The organism is Streptomyces sp. NRRL B-24085, assembly GCF_001282115.1.
Classification (GTDB): domain Bacteria; phylum Actinomycetota; class Actinomycetes; order Streptomycetales; family Streptomycetaceae; genus Streptomyces.
The window spans coordinates 1-14,324 of sequence record NZ_LJBR01000007.1; the positions used below are offsets into that span (position 1 = coordinate 1).

12 protein-coding genes and 1 pseudogene are annotated in these 14,324 nt (G+C 72.3%); 5 read left to right on the plus strand and 8 right to left on the minus strand.

The annotated features are described in order from the left end of the window. Positions 1-1,214: alpha/beta hydrolase (locus AOJ26_RS00840; RefSeq protein ID WP_420713180.1), on the minus strand; the 1,214-nt coding region annotated here is incomplete at its 3' end. Positions 1,215-1,317: 103 nt separating this feature from the next. Here AOJ26_RS00840 and AOJ26_RS00845 point away from each other — a divergent pair. Continuing rightward, a complete protein-coding gene (locus AOJ26_RS00845; protein WP_053846191.1) occupies positions 1,318-2,016 on the plus strand; it encodes a YoaK family protein in 699 nt (232 codons plus the stop codon). A 4-nt stretch (positions 2,017-2,020) separates the two neighbouring features. Here AOJ26_RS00845 and AOJ26_RS00850 read toward each other — a convergent pair whose 3' ends face one another. Next, positions 2,021-2,854 carry an alpha/beta fold hydrolase gene (locus tag AOJ26_RS00850; protein WP_053846192.1) on the minus strand — a complete coding sequence of 278 codons (834 nt, stop codon included), beginning with the start codon at positions 2,852-2,854 and terminating at the stop codon, positions 2,021-2,023. A 103-nt stretch (positions 2,855-2,957) separates the two neighbouring features. On the opposite strand from AOJ26_RS00850, the gene AOJ26_RS00855 reads away from it, so the two are divergent. Continuing rightward, positions 2,958-5,234: an ATP-binding protein gene (locus AOJ26_RS00855; RefSeq protein WP_053846193.1), complete on the plus strand. Its 2,277-nt coding sequence runs from the start codon at positions 2,958-2,960 to the stop codon at positions 5,232-5,234. Between the two features lie 14 nt (positions 5,235-5,248). Here the strand turns inward: AOJ26_RS00855 and AOJ26_RS00860 are convergent, their stop codons facing one another. The 3 genes from AOJ26_RS00860 to AOJ26_RS00870 form a co-directional block, all read right to left on the minus strand. Then, positions 5,249-5,707, minus strand: coding sequence for a pyridoxamine 5'-phosphate oxidase family protein (locus AOJ26_RS00860; RefSeq protein WP_053846194.1), 459 nt, complete (start codon positions 5,705-5,707; stop codon positions 5,249-5,251). Between the two features lies 1 nt (position 5,708). Next, positions 5,709-6,164: a hypothetical protein gene (locus AOJ26_RS00865; RefSeq protein ID WP_053846200.1), complete on the minus strand. Its 456-nt coding sequence runs from the start codon at positions 6,162-6,164 to the stop codon at positions 5,709-5,711. Positions 6,165-6,276: 112 nt separating this feature from the next. Next, a complete protein-coding gene (locus AOJ26_RS00870) occupies positions 6,277-7,446 on the minus strand; it encodes a steroid 3-ketoacyl-CoA thiolase (RefSeq protein WP_053846195.1) in 1,170 nt (389 codons plus the stop codon). 241 nt (positions 7,447-7,687) lie between these two features. Between AOJ26_RS00870 and AOJ26_RS00875 the strand changes: the two genes are divergently transcribed. Next, the gene (locus AOJ26_RS00875; RefSeq protein WP_053846196.1) at positions 7,688-8,926 is read left to right on the plus strand and encodes a cytochrome P450; all 1,239 of its coding nucleotides are present in this window, start codon (positions 7,688-7,690) and stop codon (positions 8,924-8,926) included. A 22-nt stretch (positions 8,927-8,948) separates the two neighbouring features. On the opposite strand, the gene AOJ26_RS00880 is transcribed toward AOJ26_RS00875, so the two are convergent. Beyond that, positions 8,949-10,955, minus strand: coding sequence for a bifunctional glycosyltransferase 87/phosphatase PAP2 family protein (locus AOJ26_RS00880; protein WP_053846197.1), 2,007 nt, complete (start codon positions 10,953-10,955; stop codon positions 8,949-8,951). 310 nt (positions 10,956-11,265) lie between these two features. Between AOJ26_RS00880 and proP the strand changes: the two genes are divergently transcribed. Together proP and AOJ26_RS00890 are read left to right on the plus strand one after the other, a co-directional pair. Continuing rightward, the gene (proP, locus tag AOJ26_RS00885) at positions 11,266-12,621 is read left to right on the plus strand and encodes a glycine betaine/L-proline transporter ProP (RefSeq protein WP_053846198.1); all 1,356 of its coding nucleotides are present in this window, start codon (positions 11,266-11,268) and stop codon (positions 12,619-12,621) included. Between the two features lie 87 nt (positions 12,622-12,708). Then, positions 12,709-13,380, plus strand: a complete 672-nt coding sequence (locus tag AOJ26_RS00890; RefSeq protein ID WP_053846199.1) for an O-methyltransferase — start codon at positions 12,709-12,711, stop codon at positions 13,378-13,380. Positions 13,381-13,390: 10 nt separating this feature from the next. On the opposite strand, the gene AOJ26_RS00895 is transcribed toward AOJ26_RS00890, so the two are convergent. Both AOJ26_RS00895 and AOJ26_RS00900 read right to left on the minus strand, forming a co-directional pair. Further along, on the minus strand, positions 13,391-13,783 hold the full coding sequence (locus tag AOJ26_RS00895) for an FHA domain-containing protein (RefSeq protein WP_020140078.1): 393 nt from the start codon (positions 13,781-13,783) through the stop codon (positions 13,391-13,393). 158 nt (positions 13,784-13,941) lie between these two features. Continuing rightward, positions 13,942-14,324: pseudogene (locus AOJ26_RS00900) on the minus strand (hypothetical protein); the annotation flags it as partial.

Sequence of the window (14,324 nt, forward strand, 5' to 3'; positions counted from 1 at the left end):
CGCCTGGGCCTTCTGGCAGGCCAACGGCTGGTACTGAGCCGCCGACCCACCGCGCGCCTCACCGCCGTACGCCGTCGAAGAACCGCACCACCTGCGGGGCCGACACCAGGACCGATCCGAAGTGGTCCACGGCCCCCTGACAGCCGCACCGGCACGTCCGGCTTCCAGTCGCAGGTGTGGTCGGCTGCCCGCATCGCGTCCAGCACGGCGCCGGACGGGTGCCGCAGCCGCTCGAAGAAGGCGGGGGTGAGCAGCCGTTCCACCGAGGGCGCCAGCCCCCTGACGACGTCCTCCTGCTCGTGGCTCCCGTCGAGCAGGTTCTCGACCCGGCTCGCGTACGGCGCGCGGAAGACCTCGGAGGGGTTCTTGTAGAGGGGATGCAGACGGTTCTGGGCGACCAGCCAGTAGGAGATGTAGAGGACTCCGCTGGTGTCGTTGACCCGGCCGTCGAACAGCGCGGGCATCTCCGTGCCCTCCAGGTCGTACGGGCCGCTGACCGGCGCGAGTGCCGCCAGCCGGAAGTGCCGGTCGGCGCCTGCTGCGAGGGCCTTGCCGAGCGCCGTCGCGACCTGACCGCCCTGGGAGAAGCCCGTCGCGTACACCGCGCCGGTCAGCGGGCGGCCGAGCCGTCCCGCGGCCGTCCGCGCGGCCCGCAGCATGTCGACGGAGGCGGTCACGGACGAGGCGGTGTCCAGGTACGGATGCGGGCCCGGACCCTTGCCGAGACCGAGGTAGTCGGGGGCGGCGACCGCGCGGCCCGCGGAGGCGTGGACGTACGACGGCACCCGCCCGAAGTCCTCGCTCACCGAGGGCGCGTAGTCACGGTCGACCATCGTGCCGTGGGTGTCGGAGACCAGGTCGAGACGGTGGGCGCCGCCCCGGGGAAGCGTCAGCAGCCCGGTCGCGGTGGTGGGTGTGCCGTACGGGTCGACGGTCCGGTACGTCAGCCGGTACGCCCGGACACCGTGCCGCACCACGCCGGTGTCGACGTCCCGCCCGGCCAGGAACGACCTGACCTGCCCGGCGTCCCGGACGGCGACCGGCGTGACGGCGACCAGGTCACCGCGCCGCGTCGGACGGGTCCGCTCGCTGCCGGCCGCCGCCACCGGGGCGACGGCGACTCCTGCGAGCAGCAGGGCCGCCGCTCCGGCGAGCCCCCTGCGCGTGCGCCGACCCGCCCGTGTCACCTGGGATGTGCGCGTCTCGTCACTCATGTCCTCGACGCTAGGGAGGCGCAGGTCACCCCGACATCCGAGAGCCCCCCGCATCCGTGGTGGACTTGGGTGCACCCCGACCGTCCGGCCCTCCGGAGACCCGATGAGCGAACACAGCGGCACCGGCACGAGGCCGGCCCACGATCCCGAGGCGCGCGGGCTGCGCCTGGTGGCCGTCCTGCTGGGGCTGACGGTGGTCAGCGGACTGATCGACGCCGTCAGCTATCTCGGCCTGGAACACGTCTTCACCGCGAACATGACAGGCAACGTGGTCGTGCTCGGGTTCGCCGCGGCCGGGGCGCCCGGCTTCTCGGTGGCGCACACGCTGACCTCGCTCGGTTCGTTCGTGGTGGGCGCGGTGGCGGGTGGCCGGGTCGCCGTGCGGCTCGGCTCCGGCTCCCGCCGCAGCTGGGCCCGGCTCACGCTCGCCGCCGAGGCGGTGCTCCTCGGCGTGTCGGCCGTGGTCGCCTTCGCCGCGCCCGGCGCCACGGCCACCGCCTACACCCTCATCGCCGTCACGGCGTTCGCCATGGGGCTGCGCAACGCCACGGTCCGCAAGCTCGGCGTCCCTGACCTGACGACGACCGTGCTGACCATGACGCTGACCGGTCTGGCCGCCGACTCCCGGGCCGGCGGCGGCCCCGGCACCCGCTCCCCCCGCCGTACGGCGTCGGTGGTCGCGATGGTGGCCGGGGCCGCGCTGGGCGCCTGGCTGGTCCTCCACCACGGCCTCGCGATCCCGCTGGCGATCGCGGCGGGGCTGGTGGCGGTGCTGGCGGTGACCGCGTCGGGGCGCGAGTAGCCGCCTACTTCGCGAGGAAGGACAGCAGCGCGGAGGTGACCTCCTCGGCGTGGGTCCACAGCAGGCCGTGCGGGGCGCCCTCGATCTCGACGTACTCGGCGGCCGGCAGCAGTGCGTGGAAGGGCCGGCCGGTGGCGTCGATGGGCAGGATGCGGTCGCCGGTGCCGTGCAGGATCAGCGCCGGTACGTCGATCTTGGCGACGTCGGCGCGGAAGTCGGTGATCCAGGTGGGCACGCAGGCCACCGACGCGTGCGCCGAGGCGCCCGCCGCCACGTTCCAGCTGCCCCGCACGGCCGCCTCGCTGATGCGGCTGCCGAGCGTCTCGTCCAGGTTGTAGAAGTCCTGGTAGAAGGCGTCGAAGTAGGCGTAGCGGTCCTTGGTGACGGCCTCCAGGATGCCGTCGAAGACCGACTGGTCCACACCGGTGGGGTTGTCGTCGGTCTTGAGCAGGAAGGGCTCCAGGGAGGCCAGGAAGGCGGCCTTGGCGACCCGGCCCGAGCCGTAGGTGCCCAGGTAGCGGCCCACCTCTCCGGTGCCCATGGAGAAGCCGACCAGGACCGCGTCGGTCAGGTCGAGGGTGGTGAGGACCTTGTCGAGGTCGGCGGCGAACGTGTCGTAGTCGTAGCCGGTGGTGGGCTGCGAGGAGCGGCCGAAGCCGCGGCGGTCGTAGGTGATGACGCGGTGGCCGGCCTCCAGCAGGGCGGGGAGCTGCTTCTCCCAGGAGTGGCCGTCGAGCGGGTAGCCGTGGATCAGCACGACAGGCTGTCCGGTGCCGTGGTCCTCGTAGTAGAGCTCGATCGGCGCGCTGTTCTCTTCGCCAACGGTGATGTACGGCATGTGGTTCTTCCTCCTTGGACGGGTCTCCAGCACACCAGCCGCGGCCCATGGTCACCAGGCAGAAGTGCAGGCGGAAGTAGGAGCTCTTGTTCTAATTGTCGTGATGACCAGTCCCGTTTCCGCAGTCCAGCAGTCCGATGTCCCTCCTGGCGGCACCGCCTTCGGTGTGATGCTGCGCTCCCTGCGCCGGGCCGCCCGGCTGACCCTGGAGGAGCTGTCCGAGGCGTCCGGGGTGAGCGTGCGCGCGCTCGGTGACCTGGAGCGCGGGCGCAGCCGGGGGCCGCAGCGCCGTACCGTCGACGCGCTCGCCGCCGCCCTGCGGCTCGACGCCGAGCAGGGCGGGCGGCTGCGGCGGCTGGCCGAGGCCGGCCGGGACCGCGGGGGCCCGCCGGTCTCGCCGTACCTCCTGCGGACCGTTCCGGACTTCACCGGACGCAGGCAGGAACTGGCGGACCTGGAGGCGCTCGCCACCGGCACGCGCACGCGTGCGGCGGTGCTGTTCGGGCCGGGCGGACAGGGCAAGACGACTCTGGCGGCGGAGGCGGTACGGCGGCTCGCGGGCGCCTTCCCGGACGGCAGCGTCTGCGTCCCCCTGCACGGCATGAGCGACTCCCCGCTGCCGGCCGCCGAGGCACTGGTCCTGCTGCTGACGGCACTGGGGCACCCCGCGGACCGGATCCCCGTCGACCCCGTGGCCCGCGAGGCGGTCTACCGGGCGGCTCTCGCCGGCCGGCGGACACTGGTCGTCCTCGACGACGCGGCCGACGAGACCCAGACCAGACCGCTGCTGCCGGACGCCGAGGGCAGTTTCGTGCTGATCACCAGCCGGCGTCCGCTGGCCGGTCTCGAAGGCGTCCGCCGGATCAGGCTCGGCGGGCTCAGCGGCGGCGAGTCGACGAGGCTGCTGGAGCGGATCCTCGGTGCCCCGCGCACCGACGGCCAGTCCGAGGCGATCACCCGGCTGACCGAGTTGTGCGGCCACCTGCCGCTGGCCCTGCGCATCGTCGGCAACCGCCTCTCCAGCCGCCCGAGCTGGACCCCGGCCCATCTGGTGGGCCAACTCGCCGACGAGGGACGCAGGTTGAGCGGCCTGGTCGCGGGCGACCTCGCCGTGCGCGGCGCGCTGGCCCTCTCCTACGGCCAGCTCACGCCGTCGCACCGGCTGCTGCTGCGCCGCCTCTCCCTCGTCCCCGGCCACGACACCGGCCCCGGCCTCGCCGCCGTCCTGACCGGCGAGGACCCGCTCACCACCGAGGACTCCCTGCACCTGCTGGTCGACCGGGGCCTGCTGGAGGAGACCGTGCCCGGCCGGTACGCCCTGCACGATCTCGTACGGCTCTTCACGCGGGAGCGGCTGCGGGACGAGGAGGAGGCCGCACCCCCGGTCCACCTCAGGATGGCGGACTGGCTGTTGCGTTCGGCCTCGACGGCGGGCCGCCTGTTCGAGGCGCCGGGCGCGCCTGAGCCCTGGCCGGGCGAACCCGCGCCCTTCACCCCCGGGTCGGCCGGGGAGGCGGAGGAGTGGCTCACCGCCGAGCGCTCCAACTGGGCGGGCGCCCTGCCCCTGATGTTCGCGGCGGGCCGGCACCGGGAGATCCTGCACGCCTCGCGCAGCCTGTACTGGTTCTCCGACCGCTGGTGCCAGTGGCCCGAATGGCGGACCCTGTTCTCCCACGGCGCCCGGTCCGCGGCCGCCCTCGGGGACCGGGCGGCCGAGGCCCACCAGCTCAACTGTCTGGCCTGGGCCCACTCGGTCGGCGCGTGCCGGTACGAGGAGGCCGAGCAACTCGCCCGACAGGCCCTGGAGTTGGCCACGGAGACCGGTGACCTGGACCAGCAGGCCTGGGCGTGGGCGTACATCAGCGGGGCCCGCATGGGGCAGGGCCGGCCCGCGGAGGCGGCGGAGTCGGCCGCCCGGGCCACCCGGCTCTTCGAGACCACGGGTGACTCCACCGGCCGGGCGGTCTCCCAGCGCGTCCTCGGCACGGCGCTGCGGGGGTCCGGTCGCGCCGAGGAGGCGCTGGCCCTGCACCGCGCCCTGCTCGGCACCCGGCCCGGGGACGTTCCCGGCCTGACCGAGTTCGTCGCGGCCCTCCTGCGCTGCGAGACGGCCAAGGACCTGCTGGCCCTGGAACGCTGGACCGAGGCGGCCCAGGCCTTCCGTGCGGTCGGCACACCGTCCGCCCACGCCGGCACCGACCGTCTCCGGGCCCACACCTCGCTCGGCCTCGCCACGGCCCTGGAACACTGCGGCGACCCCGCCGCGGCCCACGAGCACTACACCCTGGCCCACGCCCTGTTCACCTCCTTCGGCGACACGGCGTCCGTGGCGGAGGCGACGGCGGGGGTCGAGCGAACCCGGGACCCCTCCCGGGAGTGAGGCCCATCACGCCCTCACGCCAGGTCGACCGTGACCCGGTGATCCGGCCGCCCGTCCTTCGCCAGCATCGAGTGGGTGCCGGCCACCGCACGGTACAGCCGCATCCCCGAGTCGCCCCGTACGTCGTCGAGGGTCCATACCCGGCCGCCGTGGCCCAGGGACCGCCGGGAGAAGACCTCCAGCGCCTCCTCGGCCCCGTCCACCAGCTCGGCGGCGACGGCGGAGGCGTACACGCCCTGTCCGGTGCCGATCTCCACCGAGGAGTCGAAGACCGCGATCCCCACCTGCGGCCGTACCGCGATGTTGCGTGAATGGACGGCGTCCGGCGAGGACACCCAGAAGAACTCCCGGCACCCCACGTGCGCGAAGTACACCGGCGTGCTCCAGGGCCGTCCCTCCGCGTCCGCCGTGGCCAGCACGAGGTAACGGTTCGCGTCGACGATCCCGCGCGCGTTCTCGGCCGTGGGCCTCATGTCAGCTCCTCCTGCGGTACGTCAGCCCGAAGTCCGTCTCCCACTCCGCCGCCCCGTCCTGCGACCGCTCCCAGACGCCGTGGACGCTGTCGCCGTCCGCGCTCAGCCGCCCGGTGAAGCGCTGCCGGAAGGACAGCGGGGAGAAGTCCTCCTTCTCGCGCAGCAGCTGCCACACCTCGCCGTCGAAGGTCATCGTGTACACCCGTACGACACCCCGCGAGTCGAAGTAGTGCTGCGTGTACGCTCCGGTCCCCGGCTCGACCGACACGATCGCCATGCTCTCCGGCGCGGGATCCGGCGCCTGGGTCCGCTGCACCAGGAACCGCCCGTCCAGCGTCCACTCGAACACACTGCGCCCGGCCATCACGTCCTGCCCGGGGAACTCCGCCTCCACCACCCACTCCCCGACCAGGACCCCCAGCCTCTCCAGCGCTTCCCGCCCTGCCGTCGCGTCCATCGCGAACACCTCCCTGTCCGCAAGGGGGACGGCGGCGGCGGGCAGAACTCATCGCTGCGGGCGGCAGACGTTCCCGGCACCGGCTGCGTCCACGGCACGGCCACCCGGTCGACTACAACCGCTGGATGATCGTCCCGGTCGCCAGCGCCCCGCCCGCGCACATCGTGATCAGCGCGAACTCCTTGTCCGTGCGCTCCAGTTCGTGCAGGGCCGTCGTGATCAGGCGGGCCCCCGTGGCCCCCACCGGGTGCCCGAGGGCGATCGCGCCGCCGTTGACGTTGACCTTCTCCAGGTCCTGGTCGAAGACCTGGGCCCAGCTCAGCGCCACGGACGCGAAGGCCTCGTTGATCTCGACGAGGTCGATGTCCCGCAGGGACATGCCCGCCTTGCCGAGGACCGCGCGGGTCGCGTCGACCGGTCCGTCGAGGTGGAAGTGCGGGTCGGCGCCGACCAGCGCCTGCGCCACGATCCGGGCCCGCGGCCGCAGCTTCAGCGCCCGCGCCATCCGCTTCGAGGCCCACATGATCGCCGCGGCCCCGTCGCTGATCTGGGACGAGTTGCCGGCCGTGTGGATCGCCGTCGGCATGACCGGCTTCAGGCCGGCCAGCGCCTCCATGGACGTGTCCCGCAGCCCCTCGTCCCGGTCGACGAGCCGCCACATGCCCTGTCCGGCCCGCTGTTCGTCCTCGACGGTCGGCACCTGGACCGCGAACGTCTCCCGCTTGAACCGCTCCTCGGACCAGGCGGCGGCCGCCCGCTCCTGGGACAGCAGCCCGAGCGAGTCGACGTCCTGCCGGGTCAGCCCCCGGCGCCGCGCGATCCGTTCGGCCGCCTCGAACTGGTTGGGGAGGTCCACGTTCCATTCGTCGGGGAACGGCTTGCCGGGCCCGTGCTTGGACCCCGATCCCAGCGGCACCCGGGACATCGCCTCGACACCGCAGCTGATGCCGACGTCGATGACCCCGGCCGCGATCATGTTGGCGACCATGTGGGAGGCCTGCTGCGAGGAACCGCACTGGCAGTCGACCGTCGTCGCCGCGGTCTCGTAGGGCAGCCCGACGGTCAGCCAGGCCGTGCGCGCGGGGTTCATGGACTGCTCGCCGGCGTGGGTGACCGTGCCGCCGACGATCTGTTCCACCGCGTCGGCGGGGATGCCGGCGCGGCCGAGGAGTTCACGGTAGGTCTCGCCCAGCAGGTAGGCGGGGTGGAGGTTGGCGAGCGCGCCGCCGCGCCTGCCGACGGGGGTGCGGACGGCTTCGACGATCACGGGTTCGGCGGCCATGGGTGCGGGTCCTCTCCTCCGAACGGATCCATGGAACTTCCGTAGAACACACAGAACTAGTACGTGTTCTACTTCGCGCTGCTTTGCAGTCTGCTGACGAGCCGCCCACCACCGCAAGGGTCGTGCACACAATTGGAGGCCCCGCGCCCCTTGCCTCTTGTAGAACCCGTTACTACCTTCACGGCAGCTCTGTTCCTGATGGGCCGTCAGATAGCCGCCGAACGGCTGGAGTGAGTTGCCGATGTCGTGTCCAGCGCTTCCCGACGGGTTCGACTTCACCGACCCCGACCTGCTGCAAAGCCGCGTGCCGCTGCCGGAGTTCGCCGCACTGCGCCGGGCCGAACCGGTGCGCTGGATCCCCCAGCCGGGCAACGTCGCCGGCTTCCAGGACGAGGGGTACTGGGCGGTCACCCGGCACGCGGACGTCAAGTACGTCTCCACACACCCCGAGCTCTTCTCCTCCTCCCTCAACACGGCGATCATCCGCTTCAACGAGCACATCCAGCGGGACGCGATCGACGCGCAGCGCCTGATCCTGCTCAACATGGACCCGCCGGAGCACACCAGGGTCCGCGGGATCGTGCAGCGGGTGTTCACCCCGCGGGCCATCCGCGCCCTGGAGCAGCGCCTGCGGGACCGCGCCCACGCCATCGTCGAGACCGCGCGCGCCCTGCCCGGCGAGTCCTTCGACTTCGTCACGCAGGTCGCCTGCGAACTGCCCCTTCAGGCCATCGCCGAGCTCATCGGCATCCCGCAGGACGACCGGGCGAAGATCTTCGACTGGTCCAACAAGATGATCGCGTACGACGACCCCGAGTACGCGATCACCGAACAGGTCGGCCAGGAGTCGGCCATGGAGGTCATCGCCTACGCGATGAACATGGCGGCCGACCGCAAGCAGTGCCCGGCCAAGGACATCGTCACGACCCTGGTGGCCGCGGAGGACGAGGGCAACCTGAACTCCGACGAGTTCGGCTTCTTCGTCCTGATGCTGGCGGTCGCGGGCAACGAGACGACCCGCAACGCCATCACCCACGGCATGCACGCCTTCCTCACCCACCCCGACCAGTGGGAGAAGTACAAGGCCGAGCGCCCCTCGACGGCGGCGGAGGAGATCGTCCGCTGGGCGACCCCCGTCAACGCCTTCCAGCGCACGGCCACCCAGGACACGGAACTCGGCGGCAAGCAGATCAGGAAGGGCGACCGGGTGGGCGTCTTCTACGCCGCCGCCAACCACGACCCCGAGGTCTTCGAGAACCCGGACGTCTTCGACATCACCCGCGACCCCAACCCCCACCTCGGTTTCGGCGGCGGCGGCCCGCACTACTGCCTCGGCAAGTCCCTCGCGGTCCTGGAGATCGACCTGATCTTCAACGCCGTCGCCGACGCCATGCCCGGCCTCCGCGCCGCCGGCGATCCCCGCCGCCTGCGCTCGGCGTGGATCAACGGGGTCAAGGAGCTCCAGGTGTCGCTGGGCTGAGGGAGCGGCACCCCGTCAGGCGCTACCTCTTCGCCAACGCCCGTTCCTCATCGGCTTCCGGCACCTTCCCGACCGTCCGGCCCCGCGGCCCCTGGAACAGGTACGACAACCCGAACCCGCCGGCGACGGCCACCGCACCCCCCACCGCGTCCAGCACCCAGTGGTTGCCGGTGGCCACGATCGCCGAGGCCGTGAAGAAGGGGTGCAGCAGGCCGAGCCCCTTCATCCACCACCTCGGCGCGATGACCGCGATGACCACCCCGCACCACAAGGACCACCCGAAGTGCAGCGAGGGCATCGCCGCGTACTGGTTGGTCAGCGCGGTCAGCGTGCCGTAGTCCGGCTTGGAGAAGTCCTGCACCCCGTGCACGGTGTCGATGATCCCCAGCGCCGGCATCAGCCGCGGCGGGGCGAGCGGATAGAGCCAGAACCCGACGAGGGCCAGCAGGGTCGCGAAGCCGAGCGAGGCCCGGGCCCACCGGTAGTCGACCGGGCGCCGCCAGTACAGGACGGCCAGCACGCTCAGCGGGACCGCGAAGTGGAAGGAGGTGTAGTAGAAGTCGAAGAAGTTCCGCAGCCAGTCGACCTTCACGACCGCGTGGTTGGCCCAGTGCTCGATGTCGATGTGCAGCAGGCGTTCCAGGTCGAGGATCTGCTGCCCGTGCTTCTCGGCGGTGGCCCGTCCCGCGGAGTTGCTGCCGCCGGTCGCCGCGAGGCGGACCTGCTGGTAGGCGGCGTACGTGACCCGGATCAGCAGCAGTTCGAGGAGCAGGTTCGGCCGCGTCGGCACCCGCCGCAGGAACGGCAGCAGCGGCACGTGCCGGAAGCGCGTGGGCACCGGGGCGGCGTACTGCGCGGGGACCGGCGTCCGGTAGTACGGCGAGGTGCGCGACAGGAAGGGGATCACCGTGGCGGCGGCGAGCGCGGCCAGCAGCACCATGTTGTCCCGCAGGGTGTACAGGGCCGAGATGTGCGGCAGCAGCATGTCCGCCGGCAGGGTCATGACCACGACGACGGCGACCGGCCACACGTACCGGTCGGAGGCCCGCTTGCCGACCCGCCCGACGACCGCGAGCAGCACCCACAGCAGCTGGTGCTGCCAGGTGGTCGGCGAGACGGCGATCGCCGCGCAGCCGGTGATCGCGACGGCGAGCAGCAACTGGCCGTCACGGGCGTAGCGCACCGCCCGGCGCACGCCCAGCGCGGCGACGCCCGCGCCGAGCGCCAGGAAGAGCGAGATCTCCAGCGGCCCCGCCACCCCCAGGCGCAGCAGCAGGCCGTGCAGGGACTGGTTGGAGAGGTCGTCGGCGGGGCCCCCGAGGCCGGTGCCCGCGATGTGGTGCACCCAGTAGGTGTACGAGTCGTGCGGCAGCGCGGCCCAGGCGAGCGCGGTGCCGGCGGCGAAGGTCGCGGCCGTGGCGAGGGCACCCCGGCGGCGGCCGGTGAACCAGAGCAGGGCCGCGAAGAGCAGGACCGTGGGCTGGAGGGCGGCGGCGAGCCCGATGAGCAGTCCGCTGAGCCGCTCACCCCGTACGGCGAAGCAGGCGACGAGGACCAGCAGGACCGGGATGATGCTGGTCTGCCCGAGGTAGAGCGTGTTGCGCACGGGCAGCGACAGCATGAGGAGGCTGATCGCGACCGGCGCGGCGAGCAGGGAGGTGCGGCGCCCGACCGGCTGGGGCAGGGCGCGGGCGGCGACCAGACCGAGGGAGACGACCAGGAGCAGGGTGCCGAAGGTCCACCCCCAGCCGAGGGCCTGTTCGGCGGCGCGGGTCAGCGGCTTCAGGACGAGTCCCCCGAACGGGGTACCGGTGAACTGCGTCGAGTCGTACAGCGAACCCTTCACGTGCAGGACGCCGTCCGGGCCGACCCAGGTCTCCAGGTCGGTCAGCCGCTCGCCCCTCGGAGTACTGAGGACGACGGCCACCTCCCGTACCGCGAGGACGGCCGCCACCAGCCACAGGGCGAGCCTCGCCGCGCGCAGCCGCGCCTGGACCTCGGTGGTCCCCCTGTGCTCCGCATTCGCCACGCCGCGTCGGCCTCTCGTCCCGTTCGTGCCATGCGTCCGTGAGGAAGGACGCAGGCAACCCCGGCTTCACCTGACGTCCGCCTCCATTTGTCCGAATGACGATAGTCCGCCACCGGGCCCCTCACGTTGTCAGGCGCGAGATGGATCACACGGCTGCCGGGAAGCCGCGTCCCTGACCAGGCACGGGGTACCTGCATATGGCACGTTTATGTACGCTCCGCGACCGGACCCGACCGTTCCGTAAGCCCGTCAAGTCCGCCTATGGTCGCTTTTTGCCCTTGTCCCCGTCGAAAGGCAGGCGAGCGAAGTTTTGCCGAGTGCCCCCACGCTCTCTCACCCCGTCCGCACCCCCGGCACCCCCGAGGCCGTCGCCGTCGACCCCGCTCTCGTGAAGCGGGCCGTGAAGGCCGCCGCACTGGGCAACGCCATGGAGTGGTTCGACTTCGGTGTCTACAGCTACATCGCCGTCACCCTCGGCAAGGTCTTCTTCCCGTCCGGCAGCGCGACCGCCCAGCTCCTCTCCACGTTCGGCGCCTTCGCCGCGGCCTTCCTGGTCCGCCCGCTCGGCGGCCTGGTCTTCGGCCCGCTGGGCGACCGCGTGGGCCGCCAGAAGGTCCTCGCCGTGACCATGATCATGATGGCGGCGGGCACCTTCGCCATCGGCCTGATCCCGTCGTACGCCACGATCGGCGTCGGCGCCCCGCTGCTGCTCCTGGCCGCCCGCCTGGTCCAGGGCTTCTCGACCGGCGGCGAGTACGCGGGCGCGTCCACCTTCATCGCCGAGTACTCCCCCGACAAGAAGCGCGGCTTCCTCGGCAGCTGGCTGGAGTTCGGCACGCTGGCCGGTTACATCGCCGGTGCGGGCCTGGTCACGCTGCTGACGGCCCTGCTGTCCACCGAGGACCTGGTGTCCTGGGGCTGGCGGATCCCGTTCCTGATCGCGGGCCCGATGGGGGTCATCGGCCTGTACCTGCGGCTGCGCCTGGAGGAGACGCCGGCGTTCGCGGCCGAGGCCGAGAAGGCCGAGTCGAGCCGCCCGAAGGTCCCGCTGCGCGAGATGATCACCGGCCAGTGGCGGGCGCTGCTGCTGTGCGTGGGCCTGGTCCTGGTCTTCAACGTCACCGACTACATGCTGCTGTCGTACATGCCCAGCTATCTGACCAGCGAGCTCAAGTACGACGAGACGCACGGGCTGCTGGTCGTCCTCGCCGTGATGGCGCTGATGATGGTCGTCCAGCCCTTCGCGGGCGCCCTGAGCGACCGCGTCGGCCGCCGCCCGGTGATCGCCGCGGGCTGCGCGGGCTTCCTGTTCCTCTCGGTCCCGGCCCTGCTGCTGGTCCGCCAGGGCAGCCTGTTGGCGATCGCGCTCGGCATGGGCGCGCTGGGCCTGCTGCTGGTGTGCTTCACGGCCGCGATGCCGAGCGCCCTGCCGGCCCTCTTCCCGACCCGGGTCCGCTACGGCTCCCTGTCGGTCGGCTTCAACGTCTCGGTGTCCCTCTTCGGCGGCACGACCCCGCTGGTGGTGACCGCGCTGATCGGCGCGACCGGGAACATGATGATGCCCGCGTACTACATGATGGCCGCCGCCGTGATCGGCGGGGTGGCGGTGTGGTTCATGACGGAGTCGGCGGGCCGGCCGCTGCCGGGTTCGCCCCCGCAGCGGTGAATCGCCTGACACGAGGTGGGCGCGCGGCTATATTCATTAGCGCAACTAGTTAGCTGCTCTAACTAGACAGATGAAAGGCACACGTGCATGAGCGAGTCACGGCTCTGGGACGACGTCGACGCCTACTTCGCCACCCACCTCGCGCCCGAGGACGAGGTGCTCCGGGCGGCCCTGCGCGACAGCGAGGCCGCCGGTCTCCCCGCCATCGCCGTCACGGCACCGCAGGGCAAGCTCCTCCAGCTGCTGGCCCAGATCCAGGGCGCCCGCACGATCCTGGAACTCGGCACGCTCGGCGGCTACAGCACCATCTGGCTGGCCCGCGCCCTGCCCGCCGACGGCCGGCTGGTCTCCCTGGAGTACAGCCCGGAGAACGCCGAGGTCGCGAAGCGCAACATCGCCCGCGCGGGCCTCGACAAGGTCGTCGAGGTGCGCGTCGGCCCCGCCCTGGAGTCCCTCCCCCGGCTGGCCGCCGAGAACCCCGGCCCCTTCGACCTGGTCTTCATCGACGCCGACAAGGGCAACAACCCGCGCTACGTGGAGTGGGCGCTCGAACTCACCGGCCCGGGCAGCCTGATCGTCGTGGACAACGTCGTACGGGGCGGCCGGGTGGCCGACCCCGGCAACCCCGCCCCCGACGTCCAGGGCACCCGCACCGCGCTCGAACTGATCGGCCGGCACCCGAGGCTGAGCGCCACCGCGATCCAGACGGTGGGCAGCAAGGGCTACGACGGCTTCGCGCTGGCGCGCGTGCTGGCGTGACCCGGCCCGCTCACACCTCGTGGTAGAAGCCGACGTTGACGCTGCGCGGGGCGGTGCGGTCGCGGATGACGATCTCGCCGTTGCCGCCCCGGGGCAGCGTCACCGAGCCGCCGTAGACCAGCGGCTGCGCGTAGGCCCCCGCCACCAGCTGCACCTCGGACGAGGGGTCGGGCTGCGAGCCCTGGAGCCAGGTCACCTGCCAGACGCCCTCGGGGCCGCACAGGAACTCCAGGTGCACCCGGGAGACGAACAGCCAGTCGTCGGGGGTCACGAGCCGGCACACGGACTTGTCCCGGCCCACCCGCAGCACGGTGCCCGGGTCACTGGGCGCCTCGGCCATCTGCATGCCGGCCGTGGCACCCTCCTCCGCCGCGGTGACGACGGCCATGGTGAGTTCGAGCACGTGCGCTCCTCCTGAGGGGTCCTTGCGCGGCGACCACATCGGCTCACCGCCGCCGCATGATAAATCGCCCGGCACGGCGGTGTCCGGCACAAGGCACCCGAAGACCGGCCTGCCACCCGACTCCGGGCGACAGGCCGGTCGTACGTACGGACGACGCGTCAGCTGTGCAGCAGCCGCTCCGTCAGCTCGCGGTAGTCCCGCAGCGCCAGCCGGAGTTGCTCGGTGTCGCCGGCGCTCACGGCCTTGTCCCGGCCGCCGTCGCCGGTCTGCCAGGAGTTGCGCAGCGTGCGCCGGCGCTCCTTCACCGCGTCGGCGAACCGGGCGGCGACCTCCTCCAGCACGTGGTCGGCCTCCTCGACGGCGGACCGGGGTTCGTCCACGAACCCGGCGACGGCGTGCTGGAGCCGCGTGCTGAGCTTGTCGCACTCCTCGTGCGGCAGCAGCCGGGACTCACGACCGGCACGCTCGCCGCGGCCGTCGTGACCCTCGCGGCCGGAAAGCCCGCCCGCCCCGGTACCGACACCGCCGACGGTGTCGGAAC

Bases quoted from the DNA above. Each gene is read 5' to 3' on its own strand.
- AOJ26_RS00845 (WP_053846191.1), top strand. From the start codon at position 1,318: ATGAGCGAACACAGCGGCACCGGCACGAGGCCGGCCCACGATCCCGAG.
- AOJ26_RS00850 (WP_053846192.1), bottom strand. From the start codon at position 2,854: ATGCCGTACATCACCGTTGGCGAAGAGAACAGCGCGCCGATCGAGCTC.
- AOJ26_RS00855 (WP_053846193.1), top strand. From the start codon at position 2,958: ATGACCAGTCCCGTTTCCGCAGTCCAGCAGTCCGATGTCCCTCCTGGC.
- AOJ26_RS00860 (WP_053846194.1), bottom strand. From the start codon at position 5,707: ATGAGGCCCACGGCCGAGAACGCGCGCGGGATCGTCGACGCGAACCGT.
- AOJ26_RS00865 (WP_053846200.1), bottom strand. From the start codon at position 6,164: ATGGACGCGACGGCAGGGCGGGAAGCGCTGGAGAGGCTGGGGGTCCTG.
- AOJ26_RS00870 (WP_053846195.1), bottom strand. From the start codon at position 7,446: ATGGCCGCCGAACCCGTGATCGTCGAAGCCGTCCGCACCCCCGTCGGC.
- AOJ26_RS00875 (WP_053846196.1), top strand. From the start codon at position 7,688: ATGTCGTGTCCAGCGCTTCCCGACGGGTTCGACTTCACCGACCCCGAC.
- AOJ26_RS00890 (WP_053846199.1), top strand. From the start codon at position 12,709: ATGAGCGAGTCACGGCTCTGGGACGACGTCGACGCCTACTTCGCCACC.